Raw genomic sequence first — 20,177 nt, forward strand, 5'->3', positions numbered from 1 at the left:
TCCTACTTGATACCCGAAAAACCAAAACTACTCAGAAACTGTTTTTGGAACAGCACGAACGCCAGCATCAGCGGCAAACACACCAGCAGCGTACCGGCGCAAATCAGCCCCCACTGCCCGCCGGACTCCGCGCCCATGGCGAACGACACCAGACCGATGGTCAGCACCTGTTTGTCCGGGTCGTTGAGCACCATCAGCGGCCACAGATATTCGTTCCAGTGGTAGGTGATGCTGACGGTGGCGAAAGCCAGAATCGACGGCCAGGTCATGGGGATCAGTACGTGGAACACCACCTGCCACCAGCGGCAGCCCTCCATCAGCGCCGCCTCTTCAATTTCCTTGGAAATATTGAGAAACGCCTGGCGCATCAGGAATACGCCGAACGCCGAGGCAAAATAGGGCATCATCACCCCGGTCAGGGTATTGAGCAGGCCCAGCTGTTTCAGCGTCATCATGTTCGGCACCATCATCACCACCGGCATGATCATCAGTTGGATCAGCAGCAGATAGAACAGCAGGGTTTTGCCGCGAAACTGGTGGTAGGCGAAGATGTATCCGGCGGTGGTGATGGTCGCCAACTGCACCAGAAAGGTGCCCAGCGCGAAAATCAGCGTGTTGGCGTACAGGCGGGGCCAGTCGGCGCTGCTCCACGCCTCGCGGAAGTTATCCAGCGTCAGCGGAAAACGGGGCAGCAGCGAAGCCATATCCGCGCCAAAACTGCCGGTGCTGACGGACGACGACAGCATCCACAGAAAGGGGCTTATCCACAGCAGCGCGGCGCAGATCAACAGCAGCGGCAGCGTCAGGCGGCTGGTCGCCCGCAGCGGGCTGGAACGCTCAGCGCTCATAGTGCGCTCCTTTTTCCAGCACGCGCAGGTTCAGCACCGAGAACGCGAACAGCAGCAGCAGCGTGAGAAAGGTGGCGGCGGAGGCTTTGCCGAGATCGTGGGTATCGTTCGCCAGATCCTGAATGTAATACAGCAGCACGTTGGTGGCGTTGTTCGGCCCGCCGCGCGTCATCACCGCCACGTGGTCGATCTGGGTAATGGCGTAAATAAAGGCGATGGTGACGACAAAGGCGATGGTCGGCCGCAGCAGCGGCAGGGTGATATGGAAAAAAACCTGCGGTTTCGACGCCCCTTCCATAATGGCGGCTTCGCGCGCCGAGGTGGAAATGGACTGCAATCCTGCCAGGAAAAACAGCATGTAGTAACCGGCGAATTTCCAGATGCCGATAACGCTCACCGCCGCCAGCGCCGTATCGCTCATGCCCAGGTAGTTATTGTTCATCGGGCCGAAAATTTTCGCCAGATAGTAATCCAGCAGCCCCAGTCCCGGCATAAAGATAAACAGCCACAGCGTCGCCGCGCTGACCAGCGGCACAATCATCGGAAAGAAAAAGGCGGTGCGCAGCCAACGGTTGATGGGGGTGTTTTCCCACAGCATCACCGCCAGCAGCAAGGCCAGCAGCACGCCGGGGATCACGGTCAGCAGGATATACAGCACATTGTTCCACAGCGCCTGCCAGAACACCGCATCCCGCAGCAGGCGAACCATATTGTCCAGCCCGACGAACTGCGGCTCGCCGGCGTTCATCCGGGTGTCATAGAGGCTGTCGACAGCCGAACGCAGCAGCGGGAAATAGGTAAAGGCGAACAGGAAAATCAGCGTTGGCAACAACACCAGGTAAGGAAAATATTTTGCACGCATAACGCATCAGTCACGAAGAGTGAAACACCAGGGGAACACCATAAAGGGACGATATGTCAGCGGGGAGACAGTTCAGTGACAGTTTGTTTGCAGGCAAGGAGAGACGCCGGAACAACACCGGGTTTACCTGGTTGACAAAATCTTTGACATGCATAACGCAGGTGACTAGATTGCTAAATATGTGCGTTACGCCATTAGGGTAACGCAAAGAGTTGATAGCTGAAAAATAGCGAGTGGAGGGGTATCACTATGATGCATAAATTCAAAGGAAATAGAATTTATGATGCAAAAAGCCTCGGTCTTGAACAAGTCGTTACTGCAAAGGAACTGATAGACATAACAAAAGCCGATCGTGATCGCATCTCATCGGTTAAATTTACTCCCCCGGAAATTGGCGGGAAAGGATTCGGCACCTTTCATATAAAATTTCGCCATAATAAATATATCGTTTCTGAGGATTAGAAATGTCAGAGCTCATGGATGATAGGCGCAGTAAACAAAGCGGCAAAGAACATCAGGATGTTCTGGTAGAGAAGATAATTGAAAACCAGCGGCTTGATATTGCTGTAAAAGAAAAAGAACAGGAAGCCCGCGTAAAAGAAATAGAATCAAATGAAAGATTAGGGCTTCGCGCCATAGAGGCCCAGGAGAAGGTTCAGACCGCGCTTGGAAAAAGAGAGACCACCAACATATCCATTCGTGTTGGTGGTTTTGTTTTATGCTTTTTTGCCATTTTGATTTTTATTGGATTTGCGATAAAAAACGATGCAAAGGATATCGTTATAGAGCTAATGAAGTATATCGTGCCGCTCGTCATTGGCGGTGTCGGCGGTTTTTATCTTGGCAAATCGAAAGGCAAAGAAGAAAGCGAGAAAGACTAAAACCCGCGACGGCGATAATCAGCCCGCCGGACGACGGGCGGGCTAATCGGCGGATTTACCGGTAATCCTCCAGCGGCACGCAGGAGCAGAACAGATGGCGGTCGCCGTAGACATCGTCCAGCCGTTTTACCGTCGGCCAGTATTTGTTTTCGCTGCCCGCCGGGAATACCGCCAGCTCGCGGCTATAGGGATGCGGCCACTCCGCGGCCAATTCGTCCTGGGTGTGCGGGGCGTTCACCAGCGGATTGTCTTCCAGCGGCCACTCGCCGTTAACCACGCGCTCGATCTCCGCGCGGATCGCCAGCATGGCGTCGATAAACCGATCCAGCTCGGCCTGACTTTCCGATTCGGTGGGTTCGACCATCAGCGTACCGGCCACCGGGAACGACATGGTGGGGGCGTGAAAACCGTAATCAATCAGCCGCTTGGCGATATCCATTTCGCTAATGCCGCTGCTCTCCTTCAGCGGGCGGATATCCAGAATGCATTCATGGGCGACGCGTCCGTCCCGTCCGCTATACAGCACCGGATACGCCGACTGGAGCCGCGCGGCGATGTAGTTGGCGTTGAGGATCGCCATCTGGCTCGCCTGTTTCAGCCCTTCCGCGCCCATCATGCGGATATACATCCAGCTGATGGGCAGGATGGAGGCGCTGCCGAACGGCGCGGCGGAAACCGCGCCCTGCCCGTTCAGCATACCGTCGATTTTGACTACCTGGTGCCCCGGCACAAAGGGCGCCAGATGGGCTTTTACCCCGATCGGCCCCATGCCCGGACCGCCGCCGCCGTGCGGAATGCAGAAGGTTTTATGCAGGTTGAGGTGGGAAACGTCGGCGCCGATATAGCCCGGCGAGGTAATGCCGACCTGCGCATTCATATTGGCGCCGTCCAGATACACCTGGCCGCCGAACTGATGCACGATCTGGCACACCTCGCGGATGGTTTCCTCATACACCCCGTGGGTGGACGGATAGGTCACCATAATGCAGGCCAGCTTCTCGCCCGCTGACTGCGCTTTCTCACGCAGATCGTGCAGGTCGATATTGCCGAGCTTATCGCAGGCCACCACCACCACGCTCATCCCCGCCATCTGCGCCGACGCCGGATTGGTGCCGTGCGCCGAGCTGGGGATCAGGCAGACGTCGCGGGCGGATTCGTTGCGGCTGTGGTGATAACGCCGGATCGCCAGCAACCCGGCGTATTCCCCCTGCGCGCCGGAGTTAGGCTGCATGCACACCGCGTCGTACCCGGTCAGCTGCACCAACCAGCCGGCAAGCTGCTCGATCATCTTGCGGTAGCCCTGCGCCTGCTCCGGCGGACAGAACGGATGCAGATCGGCGAATTCCGGCCAGGTAATCGGCAGCATTTCCGCGGCGGCGTTAAGCTTCATGGTGCAGGACCCCAGCGGGATCATCGCCTGATTGAGCGCCAGATCCTTGCGTTCCAGACGATGCAGATAGCGCATCATCTCGGTTTCGCTGTGATAGCGGTTAAACACCGGGTGGGAAAGAATGGCGTCATCCCGCTGCAACGCGGCGGGAATCGACGCCGCCTGCTCGCCGACCGCCGCATCGAGCGCGTCGATATCCAGGCCGTGGGCGTATCCCAGCAGGATGGAAAACAGCGTCAGCACGTCTTCCCGCCCGGTGGCCTCATCCAGCGTAATCCCCACCGCGCCGTCAAGATCGGCGCGCAGGTTGACGCCGAAGCTCAGCGCCCGGCTCAATACCGCCTCTTTGTCCTCCACCTCAACGGTCAGGGTGTCGAACCAGCTGTGGTGGCGCAGCGTCAGCCCGCCCCGCCGCAGCCCGAGCGCCAGAATATCCGTCAGCCGATGGATGCGCCCGGCGATGCGCCGCACCCCTTGCGGGCCGTGGAATACGGCGTACAGGCTGGCGATATTGGCCAGCAGCACCTGCGAGGTACAGATATTGGAGTTGGCCTTCTCGCGGCGGATATGCTGCTCGCGGGTCTGCATCGCCATACGCAGCGCGGTGTTGCCCGCGGCGTCGCGCGATACGCCGATAATCCGCCCCGGCATGGCGCGTTTGTATTCGTCCCGACAGGCGAAGAACGCGGCATGCGGCCCGCCGTAGCCCATCGGCACGCCAAAGCGCTGGGCGGAGCCGAAGACGATATCCGCCCCCTGTTTGCCCGGCGCGGTCAACAGCACCAGCGCCATAAAATCGGCGGCGACGCAGCTGATGACCTTGCGCTGCTTCAGTTCCGCCATCAGATCGCGGTAATCGTGCAGTTCGCCGCTGGTCCCCGCCTGCTGCAATAACACGCCGAACACCGCGTCGTCCGCCAGCGCCTGTTGCGCCTTGCCCACCACCACCTCGAAGCCGAAGGTCTCGGCGCGCGTGCGCACCACGTCCAGCGTTTGCGGGTGGACGTCATCGGCGACGAAGAAACGGTCGGCCTGCTTCAGCTTGCTGATGCGTTTGGCCATCGCCATGGCTTCCGCCGCCGCCGTGGCTTCATCCAGCAATGAGGCGGACGCCAGTTCCAGACCGGTTAAATCCTGCGTCACCTGCTGAAAATTCAGTAATGCTTCCAGACGCCCCTGCGACACCTCCGGCTGATACGGCGTATAGGCGGTGTACCAACCCGGATTTTCCAGCACGTTGCGTAGAATCACCGGCGGCATCAGCACCGCGCCGTAGCCCATGCCGATATAGCTTTTGTAGCGCTGATTCAGGCCGGCGATATCCTTCAGTTCCGCCAACGCCTGATGCTCCGTCGCCGCGTCGCCCACCGCCGGCGGACCGGGCAGTTGGATATCGGCGGGCACAATCTGGCGGATTAGCTCGTCGAGCGACGCCGCGCCGACCGCCGCCAGCATATGCCGGCGCTGGCCGGCGGAGGAACCGATATGGCGTTCAGCAAAAGCGCCGTTATGTTCAAGCTGACTGAGAGTCTGGGTCATTACGAAAATTTCCTGCATCACACGTATTGCGAGGGCACAAAACAAAACGCCCGGCTCGGCAGAGTCCGGGCGCCGGCATTATTCGTCTTCTTCCAGCGTCGCCTGATATCCCTCGGCATCAAGCAGTTCATCCAGGTCGGACTCGTCGGATGAGCGGATACGGAACAGCCAGCCGTCGGTATAGGGGGCGCTGTTGACCAGTTCGGGGGCGTTTTCCAACTCGTCATTGACGTCGATAATTTCACCGCTGATCGGCGCGTAGATATCGGAAGCCGCCTTGACCGATTCGGCGACGGCGCAGTCATCGCCCGCGGCGACGATGGTGCCGACCTCCGGCAAATCGATAAACACCATATCGCCCAATAACTCCTGCGCGTGATCGGTGATGCCGACGCTATATACGCCTTCGCCTTCGGACAGCACCCATTCATGGGAAGCGGTATATTTTAGTTCTGCTGGTACATCGCTCATTGCCACTCTCTCCTTTCCTTCACAAAATGGTTAAAACCGGCCGGTTGATAAATACTGAACCATCAGTTAATGCTGAAAATGGGTTTTCCGCCACGGACAAAGCCGGGTTTGGTGACATGCACAGGAAGTTCGCGGTTGCGGATCTGCACAATCGCCTGTTCGCCGATGCCGGCCGGGACGCGCGCCAGCGCGATACTCAGCCCCAGCGTAGGGGAAAAAGAGCCGCTGGTAATGACCCCTTCCCGCATCACGCCGTCGCCATCAGTAAAGCGCACCGGCAGGCCATTACGCAATACGCCTTTTTCCGTCAGCACCAGCCCGACCAACCGCTCGGTGCCTTTTTCCCGCTGGCGCTCCAGCGCCTCGCGGCCGATAAACTGACGCTCCTCCGGCTGCCAGGCGATGGTCCAGCCCATATTGGCGGCCAGCGGCGAAATGCCTTCGTCCATATCCTGCCCGTAAAGATTCATCCCGGCCTCCAGCCGCAGGGTGTCGCGCGCCCCCAGGCCGCAAGGCTTGACGCCCTCGGACGACAGACGCCGCCAGAGGTCGACCGCCTGCTCCCGCGGCAGCGCGATCTCGTAGCCCGCCTCGCCGGTATAGCCGGTCGTGGCGATGAAAAAGTCATCGGCCTGCACGCCGAAAAAGGGCTTCATGCCCGCGACCTGCTCACGCTGGGCGTCATTCAGCAGGCGCTGCGCCTTTTGCTGCGCCTGCGGTCCCTGAACCGCCACCAGCGCCAGATCGTCCCGCACGCGGATATCCAGCAGAAACGGCTCGGCGTGCCGGGCGATCCAGGCCAGATCCTTGTCGCGGGTGGCCGAATTCACCACCAGACGGAAATTGTCTTCCGCCAGAAAGTAGACGATCAGATCGTCAATCACGCCGCCGGACGCATTCAGCATGCCGGTATAGAGCGCCTTGCCCGGCAGGGTAAGCTTCGCCACGTCGTTCGCCAGCAGGTAGCGCAAAAATTCGCGGGTTCGCACGCCGTGCAAATCCACGATGGTCATATGGGATACATCGAACATGCCGGCGTCGCGCCGCACGATATGGTGCTCATCAAGCTGGGAGCCATAATGCAGCGGCATCATCCAGCCGTGAAAATCCACCATTCTGGCGCCGTCCGCCAGGTGCTGCTGATACAACGGAGTCTGCTTTGCCATCTTTTCCCTCTGTGCGGTGCATTGCGCTCAGGCGGTAAAAAAAAACGCCGCGCAAACGATATCTTGCCATTGAACTTACCACCGAAGCGCGGGTTAAACTATACCCGCAGGCATAAGTTAAACTATATGGCAGCCGCCTGAAATGCCGGGCGGCGCAAGGGCGATAAACAGCTAAATAGTCCAAATATAGTTAAATATAAAGCATAAATATTATGCAATAAGCGCAGAGTAGCGAATGATTGATATGAAAAACGGCCGGGCCGCACGCCGGCAGGCGTAAAAAACAGCGCCTTGCATTAGTTAAAATAATGCGAAAAAAGCGCTGAAATTAGATTATTTCAATCAAAACGCCGCCGCGTTTCGCTCCCTTCGACTACTGCGGCAACCCCTGTTCAATACGCTGTATCAGATAGGGGAAAAACGGATTGGAGGAGAGACGCAGCAGCGTGTCCAGATCCACCACCAGCACCGAGCGTTCGCCACGGGCCGCGATCATCCCCAATGGCAGGCCGAACTCGCGGGGATTTTGCGAAAAACGGCCGTAAAGAGAGTCGCTATCCGGAAATGGCAGCGCCACGTGCGACAGCGAGTAAATATCCGGCGGATAGTCGATGCCCAGATCGCGGGAATACTCCCGCTCCGTTCCGGCTTTTACATCAAAGGCGACGGCATGGGCGCTGTCCGGGGCGGCATTGGTGATTACCGTGGTGTCATAATGGCGCGGCGCGGCGGGCAATAGCTGACTGACGGCGCCGTTGGCCGAATCACGCAGTAAAGGGCCGAAGTTAATGGTGCGGTTGACGTCAAACAGCACCAGTTGGCTGCCGTTGGCCGGCAACAGATTATAAAACGACGACACCACCGCCCGCGTGCTCACGGTGAAATCCATCACCGACTGAAAGGTCAGCACCGGAGGCAGGCCCGCCAGCGTTTGATTTTGCGCTTTGCGGGTCAGCTGTCGCTGCAACTCATGGGTCAGCAGCCAGGACTGCCGCGCGCCGTTCACCGGAAACGAATTGTATTTGAACGGGTTGAATTCCGGCAAAATGCCCAGCCATGCCGATTTGGCGAACGCGGGAAACAGCGCGGGCAGCCCGGCGAGACCGGCAAAGCGGGCGTAGCTGGTGACGCCGATCATCGGCGAAATCAGTATCAGCCGATCAGGGCGGCTCAGCGCCGGATCGTCCAGCGCATCCAGGGCGTATTTCAGCGCCAGCGCCCCGCCGTTGGAAAACCCCACCATATGCAGCGGTAACGGCTTACCCGAAGGCTGCGCCAGATAGCGGCCGGCCTCGCGCACCGCCAGACGGGTGGCCGCCAGCCAGTCCTCCCAGTGAATATCCGTCAGCGCGCCGGGAACCGTACCGTGAGCGGGCAGACGAATGCCGACCACCACAAAACCGCGCTGGCGATAAAGCTGCGCAATATGCCGCAGGCTGTAAGGGGAATCCGTTAAGCCATGCAACAGCACCACCGCGCCTTGCGGCGCGCCGTCCGGCATCAGTTGGTAAGAACGATTCCAGTCGTGCTGAAACTTGCCCGGATACACCGGACTGCCGGCGAAATAACGGTTAATGGGCCGTTGTTCATCCTCGTCCAGCTCCTGGGTGACATGCTGTTCGATCTGCTGGAAAATGCTCTCTTCCGCGCGCAGATAAGCCGGCCAGTCCGCCCGGTCAAGCTCGTCCGCCGACAGTTCATCCGGCACAAAGGTGTGCCAGGGCGCCAGCGCCGGCCCGCGCTGCGTATCATAAATACGGATAGCCAGCAGCGTTATCGCCGCTACCGCTACAATAATCACCGCGCGTTTAATCATCCGCCTGACGGAGCCGATCAGCATGCTAATGTCCCTTCCCGTTTGCCGTTTCGCCGCCCGTTTTCAAAGCGGCCCGCACGTCTGAAAGCGTAAACCATCCCGGCCGCCGATGGTATTAAACTTCGTTCAGCGTACAGTCTCCGCAGCGGGCGACGTCGGGAATGCGATAGCGTTGGCAACAGCTGCGGCGCCGCATAAGGCCGCCGCGGGGAATAATGGTGCGATAGAGGGGATTTTCACCGCCGTCCAGCAGTGAACGGGAAAAGAACAGATCGTGGCGCAGCAGGTCGAGTTGGTCCGGCGCGATCAGCGGCGCCATCTCCCCCAAAAACCAGTGCATCAGATAGCCGGTATTATTCCAGGTGAGCCGGGCGTTAAGCGCGCCGAAGCTATCCAGCGTGTTGATAACCGGCGCGATATGCTGATGCAGCAACCGCTCCAGCCGCGCCCGCGGCGAGTCGCCGGCCATTTCCGGCGGCAGCGCCTGCGGCTCGATATAAAACGCCGCCGGGTGTCCTTTACTGGCGTGGAATTCGACATATATCCGGCTCGGAGAGCAGTCCAGCAGCGCGGCGTGTTTCAGCGATACCAGCATCAACGGCGGCACCAGCAGCCCGAAATACCACTGCGCCCATAATGATTGCAGCGGCTTGTCCTCATGCGGCTTATCCGCATGTTCCCGATATAGCTCATTACCGTAGCGCCGCACCAGCCGCTGAAACGCCTCGGGCCGCGACCACTCGGCGAGCGTCATGGCGCCCTCCGGGGGAGCCTCGCCGAACTTAACGCTATCCAGACAGTGCGGGCGATAGCGGCGCAGCAACGCGTTTAACTCGGCGGCCAGCCGCCGGTCGCCGCCGGAAAACGCCGGGTGCGCAACGGTACTGACGATATTTTTGACGGTTGGCATAGGCGGTTCCGCTAGGGTAGGCGAATAAACGGGAAACGAAATGATAACTATTGCCAATAGTATCCGGGTTTATCGCTAATGACAAACCGCGCGCTTCCCGTTAATGCCTCCGCCGTCGGGACCGGCCGGCGCCCAAGGCGCAGGAGCTAGATAAGCTGGCTGATATTCAGATCTTCCATCAAACGCTGATTGTCGGAATAGTCCACCGGAATGGCGATCACCGCCGGCCCCTGAACATCCATCGCCTGGCGCAATTTACTCACCAGCTCGTCTTCCGCTTCGACCGCAAAGCCTCGCGCGCCGAACGCATCCGCATAGGCTTTAAAATCGATCGGCCCGAATTTGACGCCGGAAGAACGGTGATACTTTTTCTCTTCCTGGATCTCGACCATGTTATAGGCGTTATCCACCCAGATAATATGCAGCACATTGCTGTTCAGGCGCACGGCGGTTTCAAGCTCCATGCTGGACTGCATAAAACCTCCGTCCCCTGAAACCGAAATCACTTTCTGACCGGGGTGAATCAGCGACGCGGCAATCGCCCAGGGCAACGCGACGCCCATCGTTTGCTGGCCGTTGGTCATCAGCACCTGCCGCGCCCGGAAGCTGTACAGATAGCGCGCCAGCCAGATATGGAAACTGCCCATATCGACGCACAGCGTGACGTCATGGTTGACGATGTCCTGCATCGCCCGCACCAGCCGCAGCGGATGAATGGCGAAGCCGCGCATATTCATGCCGCGCGTCGCCAGATCGCGCCGTTGCTGACAGCGGTCGCGCAGAATAGCCTGCGCCTGCGGCGAAAGGGTCAACGGCGCGTGGATACAGCCGGCCAGCGCATCGACGGTGGTGGTGATATCGCCAATCAGCTCTACGTCGGGCAGATAGGCGCCGTCGATATTGGCGGGCAGCACGTCGATATGCACCAGCGTCGCTTTGCCGCTGTTCCACAATACCGGGTCATATTCCACCGGGCTGTAGCCGACCGTAATAATCAGATCGGCCTGCTGCAGCAGCTTATCCCCCGCCTGATTGTTGAACAGGCCGACGCGCCCGGCGAAATGGTCGAAGCTCTGCTGGTCAACGGCGCCGGCGGCCTGGTAGGTGCTGGTTACCGGCAGCTGGCTTTGATGCAGCAAGCGGCGTAGCGCCTCGGCGGTTTTCGGCTGGCTCGCCATCAATCCCAGCAGCAAAATAGGATTTTTGGCCCGCTGGATCATCCGCGCGACCTTGTCGATCTCCGCCTGGGGCGCGCCGTTCAGCGCGGGCTGTTCGGGGCGGACCAGTACGGCGCTGGTCACCGGATCGTTGATGATATCCTGGGGCAGGCTGATGAAAGAGGCGCCGGGATGTCCCGTTTCCGCGGCGCGGAAGGCGTTCGCCAGCACTTCGGATATCGCCGACGACGCCCTGACCTCCGCGCTGAATTTGGTTACCGGCTGAAACAGACTGACGGTGTCCAGGCTTTGATGCGTCAGCTTAAGGCTCTCCGCGCGTTTCACCGCGCCGCCGATGGCCACCAGGGGGTCGCCCTCCGAGGTGGCGGTCGCCAGTCCGGTCACCAGATTGCAGCAGCCCGGTCCGGAGGTCACCAGCGTCACGCCGGCTTTTCCGGTCAGTCGTCCGATGGCCGCCGCCATAAAAGCGCCGTTGGCCTCATGGCGCACCGGGATGGTTTGAATCGGCGAGTCCTCCAGGGCATCAAAAACGCGATCGATTTTTGCTCCCGGAATACCAAATACATATTGCACGCCCTGCTGCTCCAGATGCTTCACCACCAGGGCGGCGCCACAGTTCCAGCTCTGCTGACCTGTTGAATTTTCCATTGTCTCACACTCCTCTGAGATGTTTCGTATTCTGCCGTTGCTTAACTTTCCACTGCCTGGATAGCGCTATCGAGATTTTCAGGTGACAGGTCAGCACCGAGAAAATCCCGATCCTGCGGCAGGTCGATAATCAGTTTGGAGATCACCCCAAACGTCAGAACGCCGCTTTCCATCTCATAATCAAGGATGTGTCCTCCTCCTTGGCGATCGTCGGTAATAAAATGCTCATGATAGCCGGCGACGTTGATGCCCTGCGTATAGGCCGGACTGCGAAAACCGATGACGCTTCCCTGACAATGTTCAAAATGGAACGTCGGCTGCTGGGCGATGGCTTCCAGCATCGGTTTATAGGGGCGTTTCTGGCGCGGCACGGTACGGGTTTCAACGTACTTGAAGCGGCCGTCGATGCGCAGGGCGCAAAACAGATTATCCGTCCCCACCAGGCTATCGATTTTCTGGTGCAGACTGTGACGATCAATCGGACTGTTGAAATGGACTTCTTCCGTCGGACGGAAAAAGGTCATCACCGCGAAAGGCGTCTTCTGGTGCGGCTTGGCCGCCCGCGCGCTGCCGTCAGAGCGCAGTTGGAAAATAAGGCGGTTGAAAGCCACCAGCTCGCCGTCCAGATTGTTAAACGTCCCTAATCCAAAATCGCCATGCTGCAATAATTCCTCCATCGTCCGGCTGCCTTCGTACACGCCATTAATTAAACCACTCATTAGTGAAGTTTGATAAATAACGCACTCCGGATGGTGCTGCCGATGTTTAAGCGCATACGTTGCGATCTCTTCCACGCAAGGGTTTACGCCACTATCTTCTTTCATAGGCCTTCTCTTTCGATGGGTTATTACTTAAATCTTTCTAACTCATCCTTAAAGATTGACGCTAACATAGACAAAGTTCCAATATACAAGCCTCGTCATTTTAAGATCTGAAAAATATGGAGCCCGCTAATGGAATTTCGTTACCTGCGCTACTTTGTTGCCGTCGCCGAGGCCCGGCATTTCACGCGCGCGGCGGAAAGCCTGGGCATATCGCAGCCGCCGCTCAGCCAGCAAATCAAAAAACTGGAACATGAAATAGGCACGCCGCTATTCAAACGGCTGACGCGCGGCGTTGAAATGACGGAAGCGGGAAAAGTGTTATATGAAGATGCCTGCCAGATCCTGAAACTGACCGATGCCGCCGTTGACCGCGCCAGAAGCATCGCCAGGGGAGAAGAAGGGAATTTAAACGTCGGTTTTTCCTCATCCGCCTCTTTTCATCCGGTGGTGCTACGGCTGCTGCACGCCTATCGCCAGCGCTATCCGAATGTATCGTTAAGCCCGCGAACGGATAATCCTCCGCAGTTGCTTACCGAGCTGCACAACAGAAATATCGACGTCGCCTTTCTTCGTCTGCCGTGCAATATCGGCAGCGAATTCAATAGCGAGGTTCTGGCCGAAGAACCGATGAAACTGGTGCTGCCCGCCGATCACGCGCTGAATAATAAAAAACGCATCCATTTGAGCGAGCTGAAACAGGAATCCTTGATCACCTTCCCGCGGGAAATTTGCCCCGGATTGCACGATATGGTTATTCGCGCCTGCTATTTATCCGGCTACGAACCCCGGCTTAGCCAGCAGGCGCCGCAGCTAACGGCCACCATCGGCATGGTGTCGGCGGGCTTCGGCATCGCCATCATTCCCGAGTCGCTCTCCTGCATCAAAATAGGCAATGTGTCCTATCACGCCATAGAAGATATCCGCCTGAATACCCAGATCATCATGGTCTGGCGTCAGCACGAGCATAGGCCGATCGCCATGAATATGGTGCAGTTGTCGCGCAATCAGCGGCAAACCGGCTGACGATATCCCCGGCGCCCGCTGATGACAAGGCGCCGCCAAAAGAGTGGTAATTGATATAAATTATTATATGCTATTGGTTATCATTATCATTCTTGGCGGATATGAAATGCTGACAGCGATGATTACCGCATGCGGTTTATGGGGCGTTAGCTGGTGTATGGGAAAACAGCTGTCGAGCGCCTGGGGGATATTATTGCCCTGCGCCGTCATGCCGTTACTGGCCGCGCTTGATCTTGACCTGATGCATCTGAAAGTGATTATCGCCGTCGCCCTGTTGGCGACGCTGGCGATGTTATTTCATCACCGTCTGCGACACTATTTGCTCCTGCCGTCCTGCATTGCATTGGCTGGCGGAGTGGCCGCGCTGACCCTGGTGTTTAATTTAACGCTGGGATAAACGGGTAATCAAAGAGGGAAAAAGATTAACAGAGAAGTGGTGCGAAGAGAGGGACTTGAACCCTCACGCCCGTTAAGGCACTAACACCTGAAGCTAGCGCGTCTACCAATTCCGCCACCTTCGCACAGATAAAGCTCAATTTGCGCCGCCGACCAACCCGTACCACCGCATGGTGCGAAGAGAGGGACTTGAACCCTCACGTCCGTTAAGACACTAACACCTGAAGCTAGCGCGTCTACCAATTCCGCCACCTTCGCAATGTTGCTGCGATACGAATTTACCCTGAAGCACGGTTATTGTGCGGCACATTACTGTGGAACACAATCGTGGCGATGTGGTGCGAAGAGAGGGACTTGAACCCTCACGCCCGTTAAGGCACTAACACCTGAAGCTAGCGCGTCTACCAATTCCGCCACCTTCGCAATCCAGCAACACTGCCTTACGCAATGCCACCACGGAGGCGAATTCTAGAGGTTTTAGCGTCAAGGTCAATGATTATTTCCTCCGAAATGCGGGGGTTGCTGCAAAATTCATCACCTTCAGGATGACAATGGCCGGGCAAAGCGTTCATTCAGCCATTCGATAAATACCCGGATGCGCGGAGCAAGGAAACGCCCCGGCGGATACATCACATACAGCGGCATATCCGGCGGCGGCGTATCCTTAAGAATTTCAACCAGTTCGCCGCTGTCCAGCCAGCGCCGCACGCTGTGGCGCGCGGCAAAGACAGCATTTCGGCCGCACGGCTAAAGCTCCCCAGCTCCGCGATACGCACAAAAATGCGCATCGCCTGAATCTGATCCATCACGCCCCCATTGTTGTTGATTTTTGAATAGTGTTGCATGAAATGGGTTATTTATCTTTATCCAATAAACAACCACACTGATCTGACTTTCCACACCCACATGAGGACCACAGGATGCAACAACGTCAACTAGGTCTTAACGGCCCGTCGGTTTCCGCGCTTGGGCTAGGCTGCATGGGAATGAGCGATTTTTACTCCACCGCTCAGGATGAAAAAGAAGCCATCGCCACGCTGCACCGGGCATTGGAGTTAGGCATAACGCTGCTTGATACCGCGGATATGTACGGCCCGCATACTAATGAGCAACTGGTCGGCAAAGCCATCAAGGGGAAACGTCAGCAGGTTTTCCTGGCCACCAAGTTCGGCATTCTGCGCGATCCGGCCGACCCCGATCTGCGCGGCGTCAGCGGCAAGCCGGAGTATATCCGCCGGGCGATCGAGGGCAGCCTGTCGCGGCTGGGCGTAGAGGTGATCGACCTCTACTATCAGCATCGCATCGACCCGACGGTGCCGATTGAAGAGAGCGTCGGAACGCTGGCCGATCTGGTCAAGGAAGGGAAAATACGCTATATCGGCCTGAGCGAGGCCTCCGCCGAGACGCTGGAACGCGCTCATCGGGTGCATCCCATCACCGCCCTGCAGAGCGAATATTCGCTATGGACGCGGGATGTGGAAACCGACATCCTGCCCGCCTGCCGGCGTCTTGGCATCGGGTTCGTGCCCTACAGCCCGTTGGGACGCGGTTTCCTGACCGGGGCCATCCGCAGCCCGGACGATCTGGCCGCCGATGATTTCCGCCGCCGCAACCCGCGTTTCGCCGGAGACAACTTCGCCAAAAACCTGCAATTGGTGGACAAGGTGAATCAGTTGGCTAAAGAAAAGGGCGTGGCGCCCTCACAGCTGGCGCTGGCCTGGGTACTGGCGCAGGGAGAGCATATTGTGCCGATCCCGGGAACCAAACGCCGCCGCTATCTGGAGGAGAACATCGGCGCGCTGGACGTCGCCCTGAGCGCGCAAGAGCTGGCGGCGATCGACGCCATCTTTCCTTTCAACGCCGCGGCGGGGGACCGCTACGGCGCCGAGGGAATGGCGACGCTCGATCGCTGAGGCTTAACGGCGGCCTTTGCCGGCGGCGCGCGGCGGACGGCCGACCGTCGCCTGATAGACCTTGAAACGCCCGGTTTGCGCCAGCACCTCGTGGCTGCCGAACGCCGCATCCAGCAGCGCCGGATAAGGCAGAAACGCATTGGCGACGATGCGCAGCTGCCCGCCGATCGGCAGATGGGCCACCGCGCCGCGGATCAGCATTTCCACCGCCTGCAGGCTGGTTTGCAAACCGTCGTGGAACGGCGGGTTGGAGACGATTAGATCGAAGCGGCCGTTAATCTCCGAGTACACGTTACTGGCGATAACCTCCCCTTCCAGCTGATTCGCCGCCAGCGTCGCCCGGCTTGAGGCCAGCGCCCCGGCGCTGACGTCGCTGAGCGTCAGGCGGAGTTTCGGCGACTGCTTCGCCAGCACCGCGGCCAGCACGCCGGCGCCGCAGGCGATATCCAGCACTTTGCCTTTCATATGCGGCTCAAAGGTGGAAAGCAGCAGTTGGCTGCCCGGATCCAGCCCGTCGCGGCTGAATACGCCGGGCAGCGCTTTCACGGTGACGCCGTCAATCACATACTCGTCCCACCACTCCGCCAGGTCGAAGGCGGTCTGTTTTTCGATGCGTCCGTGGTACAGCCCGCAGCGCCGGGCGCTGTCGATTTTGGTTACCGGCGCGACCTCGGCCAGCATATTTTCCGCGCTGCGCACGCCGCTGCGGTTTTCCCCCACCACAAAGATTTCACAGCCGACCGGCAGCAGCGACAGCAGGTTAAACAGCTGAAACTCCGCTTCCTGTTTGCTCTTCGGCCAGTAGTAGATCAGCGTATCGCAATCCGCCGCCAGCGCGGCATCCGCCAGCAGGCCGTACTGAATATTATCCTCCAGCGAGCGCTGCAGCTGCTGCCAGTGATGAAACTGGGTGGCGTGGACGCGCACGGCGGCGGCGTCGAACTGCGCGGGCAAGGTGTCTTGTAAATCACCGGCAAACAAGACCCGGCGGGGGATAAATTCGTCGCTATGGCGCAGTATGACTTCACTGGCTGGGGTTAATGCGGACATCAGGCGGAAGCTCCTTAATAATTGAGCGGGGATTATATACTCTTCATCCCCGAAGTTGCAGCGATGTTGGCGCATGTCCGACGGGTTTGTTAGCATAGGCGACCTAAACGCGATCCGGACAAGACAAAGCATGGCATCAAGACGTGACTGGCTGCTACAACAACTGGGCATTACGCAGTGGACGCTAAGGCGCCCGGCGGTGCTGCAGGGTGAAATCGCCGTCAGTCTGCCCGCTCAGGCGCGTCTGGTTATCGTGTCATCGGAACCGCCGGCCGCCGACGATCCGCTGCTGGCCGACGTCCTGCGCAGTCTGGCGCTGACGCCCGAGCAGACGTTCACTCTGACGCCGCAGCAGGTGGTGATGCTCCCCGACGACGCCCGCTGCCACAGCTGGCGCCTGGGCGTTGACCAACCGCTGGCGCTGCAAGGCGTTCAACTCACCAGCCCGGCGCTGACCGAGCTTTACCACAACGCCGACGCCAAACGGGCGCTCTGGCAGCAGATTTGTAAACATGAACGTGATATCGCCCCTGACGCCAGCCGATCTGGCGCAAGCCTTTCAGATTGAACAAGCCAGCCACGCCTTTCCCTGGACGGCGAAAACCTTTGCCGGCAATCAGGGCGAACGTTATTTCAACCTCAAGCTAAGCCATAACGGACGGATGGCGGCTTACGCCATCACCCAGGTGGTGCTGGACGAAGCCACGCTGTTCAACCTTGCCGTTCACCCGGACCATCAGCGCCGCGGTTTTGGCCGCCAGTTGCTGGAGCATATGATTAACCAGTTGGAGCAACGCGGCGTTGTTACGCTGTGGCTGGAGGTGCGCGCCTCGAACCAACCGGCGATAGCGCTGTACGAAAGTCTGGGATTTAACGAGGTATCGCTGCGGCGCGACTACTACCCCACCGCCGCCGGCCGTGAAGACGCCGTAATTATGGCGCTGCCGCTGGGGTAACGGTTTAGCGCCTCCCCCTGACAAGGGGGAGGCTGGGAGGGGGTCTGCCGGCGGGGATTTAGAAATCGATCGACATCGACAGCTTCAGCGAACGCGGGTCGCCCTGGAAAAGATAGGTGCCGTCATCATTGACGGAGGCCCAGTAATTCTCATTGGTGACGTTTTCGATATTGGCGCGCCAGGTCAGCGTCTGGTCGTTTAGCGGCATACTGTAACGCACGCCGAGATCCAGTCGCGTCCAGGGCTTCAGCTTCAGGGTATTATCCTGGTTGGCGTATTGCGAACCGGAGCGGATCACCGTGCCCGTCGCCGTCAGCCCTTCCACCGGTTTGATATCGTATTCCGCGCCGAACACCAACTGGTAGCGCGGCACGCCGATAACATCCTTGCCGTCGTTGCCGCCGTCCAGCGTTTTCGTCTGCTGCGCCGCAATCCAGGTGGCGCTGCCGTTTAGGCGCAGGCCGAACGTCGGCTCGCCGAAGACATTCAGCTCCATTCCGCGATGGCGGCGCTCGCCAAATAGGCCGTAGTTGCCCGTTCGGCTATCGATATACTCATTTGGCCTTTCTATTTCAAACAGTGCCAATGACCCGCCTACGCGTTGGTAATCAAATTTCACGCCCACTTCGTTTTGCTTGGCGACATAAATTCCGGTTACCTGGCCGACATTCGCTGCATTATACGGCGCGGTTTTTCCTGGCGACAGCGCCTCAATATGGTTGGCGTACAGCGAAATATGTTGCCACGGTTTAACCACCAGGCCGTAGGCTGGCGTTATCTTGGTGCGGTTAAAAGCGCTGTCCCTCTCTTCAACGCCATCATAACCATAGTTACGCACCATCACTTCCTGCCGCCGCAGACCGAGCGTCAAAGCCACTTTATCGTCCAACACCGACAGCGTGTCGGACAAGGCGATACCCGAGCTTCTGATCCGGGCGCGCACGTTCGGGTTATTCATATCGCCACCCACCCATTCTGTTGGTGGATACCCGATGTCGCCCGGACGGTAGATATTCGTCGGCCCGACGGGGTCGGACATGGTGTAAGCCGTCTTGTTTCTCGCGTATACGCCGGAATAGCCCAGATTGACCTTATGCTTGATAAAACCGGTATCAAACTGCCCGCGGATACCCAACATACCGGAGAAGGTATCGCGCTCCAGGGGTACGCTTAACCGGGACAACGTTGCATTGCCATTATTGTCGGTTAACGTCGGCGAGGCGTAATTCCCTTCTTCATCGGTGCGGCTGCTACCGATCCCGGAATACAACGTCCAGTTATCGGCCACGTCATATTCGCCGCGCCACATGCCGAAGGTGGTTTTCAGATCGGTATAAACCCAGCTGGGACTGTAGTTCAGCGTGGCGTCCGGCGCCTCCGGGACGCGGGTGGCGCTGCCGATCCCGACGCCGATGCGCCCGCCGTGAACATACTGATGCTGGTAGCCGGCGTCCAGCGAGGTGCGGAAACGATCGCCGCGGTAATCCAGTCCGACGGAGGCCAGCGACATGCGCTCTTTCTGGTCGTGAATGGCGCTTTCCCCTTCGCGGTGCAACACGTTGACGCGCACGCCGAACGCATTGTTATCGCCAAAACGCCTACCGACGTCCAAGGCGCCGCCCACCTTGCCTTTGGATTCATAGTCAACGGTCGCGCGCGTCAGCGCATCGTCGGCGGCGTGCTTCGGCTCCACGTTGACCGAACCGCCGACGCCGCTGCCTGCGCCGCCGCCGGACACGCCGTTGACAAAGGCATTGGCGCCCTTAAATACCTCTACGCGCTCGATCATATTGGTGGAGACCATCTGGCGCGGCATCACGCCGTACAGGCCGCCGAAGGTGATATCGTCGCCGTCCAGCACAAAGCCGCGGATACGATAGGTTTCCATGAAATTGCCGTAGCCTTTCAGGGTTTGGATCGAGGCGTCATTCTTCACCACGTCGGCCAGCGTTTCCGCCTGCTGCGAAAGAATCATCTTATCGGTATAGCTGATAACGTTGAACGGCACGTCGCGCGCGTTTTGCTGCCCCAGAAACCCCACCCGGCCGCCATTGGCGATTTGGCCGTCCAGATACGCGGGAACCAGCTCATCGCCGCCGGAACGGAAATTATCTTCCGGTTTGGCGATAACCGTAATGGTGTCTTTACTGCCCGATGCGCCGGGCTGCGGCGCGGAAGCGGAGGTCTCCGCCGCCAGCGGCATGGCGACGCCGCCGGCCGCCGCGCCGATCAGCAACGCAAGCAGCGTTGGCGCGCTGCGGGGAACTACAGCCTGTTTGGATGTTTCTGAAATTGTCATGGGGGGT

General features: G+C 58.7%; 18 protein-coding genes, 3 tRNA genes and 2 pseudogenes. 7 read left to right on the plus strand and 16 right to left on the minus strand.

Going from position 1 to position 20,177, the window contains the following annotated elements; all coding sequences use genetic code 11:
* Nucleotides 1–2: 2 nt before the first annotated feature.
* Nucleotides 3–848 (minus strand): carbohydrate ABC transporter permease, encoded by an 846-nt coding sequence (locus tag MFP24_RS13100; protein WP_249230737.1) that lies wholly within the window; start codon nt 846–848, stop codon nt 3–5.
* Entirely contained in the window at nt 838–1,710 is an 873-nt protein-coding gene (locus MFP24_RS13105) for a carbohydrate ABC transporter permease (RefSeq protein WP_249230738.1), read from the minus strand. The genes MFP24_RS13100 and MFP24_RS13105 overlap by 11 nt, the downstream gene beginning before the upstream one ends.
* A gap of 249 nt (nt 1,711–1,959) precedes the next feature.
* On the opposite strand from MFP24_RS13105, the gene MFP24_RS13110 reads away from it, so the two are divergent.
* Both MFP24_RS13110 and MFP24_RS13115 read left to right on the plus strand, forming a co-directional pair.
* A complete protein-coding gene (locus MFP24_RS13110) occupies nt 1,960–2,172 on the plus strand; it encodes a hypothetical protein (protein WP_136165550.1) in 213 nt (70 codons plus the stop codon).
* Nucleotides 2,173–2,174: 2 nt separating this feature from the next.
* Nucleotides 2,175–2,591 (plus strand): hypothetical protein, encoded by a 417-nt coding sequence (locus MFP24_RS13115; protein ID WP_249230739.1) that lies wholly within the window; start codon nt 2,175–2,177, stop codon nt 2,589–2,591.
* Nucleotides 2,592–2,646: 55 nt separating this feature from the next.
* Here MFP24_RS13115 and gcvP read toward each other — a convergent pair whose 3' ends face one another.
* The 7 genes from gcvP to budA form a co-directional block, all read right to left on the minus strand.
* Nucleotides 2,647–5,520: an aminomethyl-transferring glycine dehydrogenase gene (gene gcvP, locus MFP24_RS13120; RefSeq protein ID WP_249230740.1), complete on the minus strand. Its 2,874-nt coding sequence runs from the start codon at nt 5,518–5,520 to the stop codon at nt 2,647–2,649.
* Nucleotides 5,521–5,598: 78 nt separating this feature from the next.
* Complete coding sequence (gene gcvH, locus MFP24_RS13125) at nt 5,599–5,991, minus strand: glycine cleavage system protein GcvH (RefSeq protein WP_249230741.1); 393 nt, start codon at nt 5,989–5,991, stop codon at nt 5,599–5,601.
* A gap of 62 nt (nt 5,992–6,053) precedes the next feature.
* Nucleotides 6,054–7,157 (minus strand): glycine cleavage system aminomethyltransferase GcvT, encoded by a 1,104-nt coding sequence (gene gcvT, locus MFP24_RS13130; protein WP_249230742.1) that lies wholly within the window; start codon nt 7,155–7,157, stop codon nt 6,054–6,056.
* 373 nt (nt 7,158–7,530) lie between these two features.
* Nucleotides 7,531–8,997, minus strand: coding sequence for an alpha/beta hydrolase (locus MFP24_RS13135; protein WP_249230743.1), 1,467 nt, complete (start codon nt 8,995–8,997; stop codon nt 7,531–7,533).
* A 91-nt stretch (nt 8,998–9,088) separates the two neighbouring features.
* Complete coding sequence (fhuF, locus tag MFP24_RS13140; protein ID WP_249230744.1) at nt 9,089–9,883, minus strand: siderophore-iron reductase FhuF; 795 nt, start codon at nt 9,881–9,883, stop codon at nt 9,089–9,091.
* Nucleotides 9,884–10,029: 146 nt separating this feature from the next.
* Nucleotides 10,030–11,709, minus strand: a complete 1,680-nt coding sequence (gene alsS, locus MFP24_RS13145; protein ID WP_249230745.1) for an acetolactate synthase AlsS — start codon at nt 11,707–11,709, stop codon at nt 10,030–10,032.
* Between the two features lie 41 nt (nt 11,710–11,750).
* Nucleotides 11,751–12,533 (minus strand): acetolactate decarboxylase, encoded by a 783-nt coding sequence (gene budA, locus MFP24_RS13150; RefSeq protein ID WP_249230746.1) that lies wholly within the window; start codon nt 12,531–12,533, stop codon nt 11,751–11,753.
* A 129-nt stretch (nt 12,534–12,662) separates the two neighbouring features.
* On the opposite strand from budA, the gene MFP24_RS13155 reads away from it, so the two are divergent.
* A complete protein-coding gene (locus tag MFP24_RS13155; protein ID WP_249230747.1) occupies nt 12,663–13,556 on the plus strand; it encodes a LysR family transcriptional regulator in 894 nt (297 codons plus the stop codon).
* A 106-nt stretch (nt 13,557–13,662) separates the two neighbouring features.
* Nucleotides 13,663–13,953 carry a DUF1435 domain-containing protein gene (locus tag MFP24_RS13160; RefSeq protein ID WP_249230748.1) on the plus strand — a complete coding sequence of 97 codons (291 nt, stop codon included), beginning with the start codon at nt 13,663–13,665 and terminating at the stop codon, nt 13,951–13,953.
* A 37-nt stretch (nt 13,954–13,990) separates the two neighbouring features.
* Here the strand turns inward: MFP24_RS13160 and MFP24_RS13165 are convergent.
* The 5 genes and pseudogenes from MFP24_RS13165 to MFP24_RS24405 form a co-directional block, all read right to left on the minus strand.
* Nucleotides 13,991–14,077: transfer RNA gene (locus tag MFP24_RS13165), tRNA-Leu, on the minus strand.
* 46 nt (nt 14,078–14,123) lie between these two features.
* Nucleotides 14,124–14,210, minus strand: a tRNA-Leu gene (locus tag MFP24_RS13170).
* A gap of 78 nt (nt 14,211–14,288) precedes the next feature.
* Nucleotides 14,289–14,375, minus strand: a tRNA-Leu gene (locus MFP24_RS13175).
* A gap of 117 nt (nt 14,376–14,492) precedes the next feature.
* Nucleotides 14,493–14,651: pseudogene (locus MFP24_RS13180) on the minus strand (LysR substrate-binding domain-containing protein); the annotation flags it as partial.
* A gap of 11 nt (nt 14,652–14,662) precedes the next feature.
* Nucleotides 14,663–14,758, minus strand: a pseudogene (locus MFP24_RS24405) (helix-turn-helix domain-containing protein); the annotation flags it as partial.
* A gap of 114 nt (nt 14,759–14,872) precedes the next feature.
* On the opposite strand from MFP24_RS24405, the gene MFP24_RS13185 reads away from it, so the two are divergent.
* Entirely contained in the window at nt 14,873–15,865 is a 993-nt protein-coding gene (locus MFP24_RS13185; protein WP_249230749.1) for an aldo/keto reductase, read from the plus strand.
* Between the two features lie 3 nt (nt 15,866–15,868).
* Here MFP24_RS13185 and rsmC read toward each other — a convergent pair whose 3' ends face one another.
* Nucleotides 15,869–16,915: a 16S rRNA (guanine(1207)-N(2))-methyltransferase RsmC gene (gene rsmC, locus MFP24_RS13190; RefSeq protein ID WP_249230750.1), complete on the minus strand. Its 1,047-nt coding sequence runs from the start codon at nt 16,913–16,915 to the stop codon at nt 15,869–15,871.
* A gap of 130 nt (nt 16,916–17,045) precedes the next feature.
* Between rsmC and MFP24_RS13195 the strand changes: the two genes are divergently transcribed.
* Nucleotides 17,046–17,483, plus strand: coding sequence for a DNA polymerase III subunit psi (locus MFP24_RS13195; RefSeq protein ID WP_249230751.1), 438 nt, complete (start codon nt 17,046–17,048; stop codon nt 17,481–17,483).
* Nucleotides 17,428–17,871 carry a ribosomal protein S18-alanine N-acetyltransferase gene (gene rimI, locus MFP24_RS13200; protein WP_249230752.1) on the plus strand — a complete coding sequence of 148 codons (444 nt, stop codon included), beginning with the start codon at nt 17,428–17,430 and terminating at the stop codon, nt 17,869–17,871. Before MFP24_RS13195 ends, rimI begins: the two co-directional genes overlap by 56 nt.
* Nucleotides 17,872–17,929: 58 nt before the next feature.
* On the opposite strand, the gene MFP24_RS13205 is transcribed toward rimI, so the two are convergent.
* The gene (locus MFP24_RS13205) at nt 17,930–20,170 is read right to left on the minus strand and encodes a TonB-dependent receptor (RefSeq protein WP_249230753.1); all 2,241 of its coding nucleotides are present in this window, start codon (nt 20,168–20,170) and stop codon (nt 17,930–17,932) included.
* Nucleotides 20,171–20,177: the final 7 nt, after the last annotated feature.

Source organism: Brenneria tiliae (assembly GCF_023347575.1).
GTDB lineage: Bacteria > Pseudomonadota > Gammaproteobacteria > Enterobacterales > Enterobacteriaceae > Brenneria > Brenneria corticis.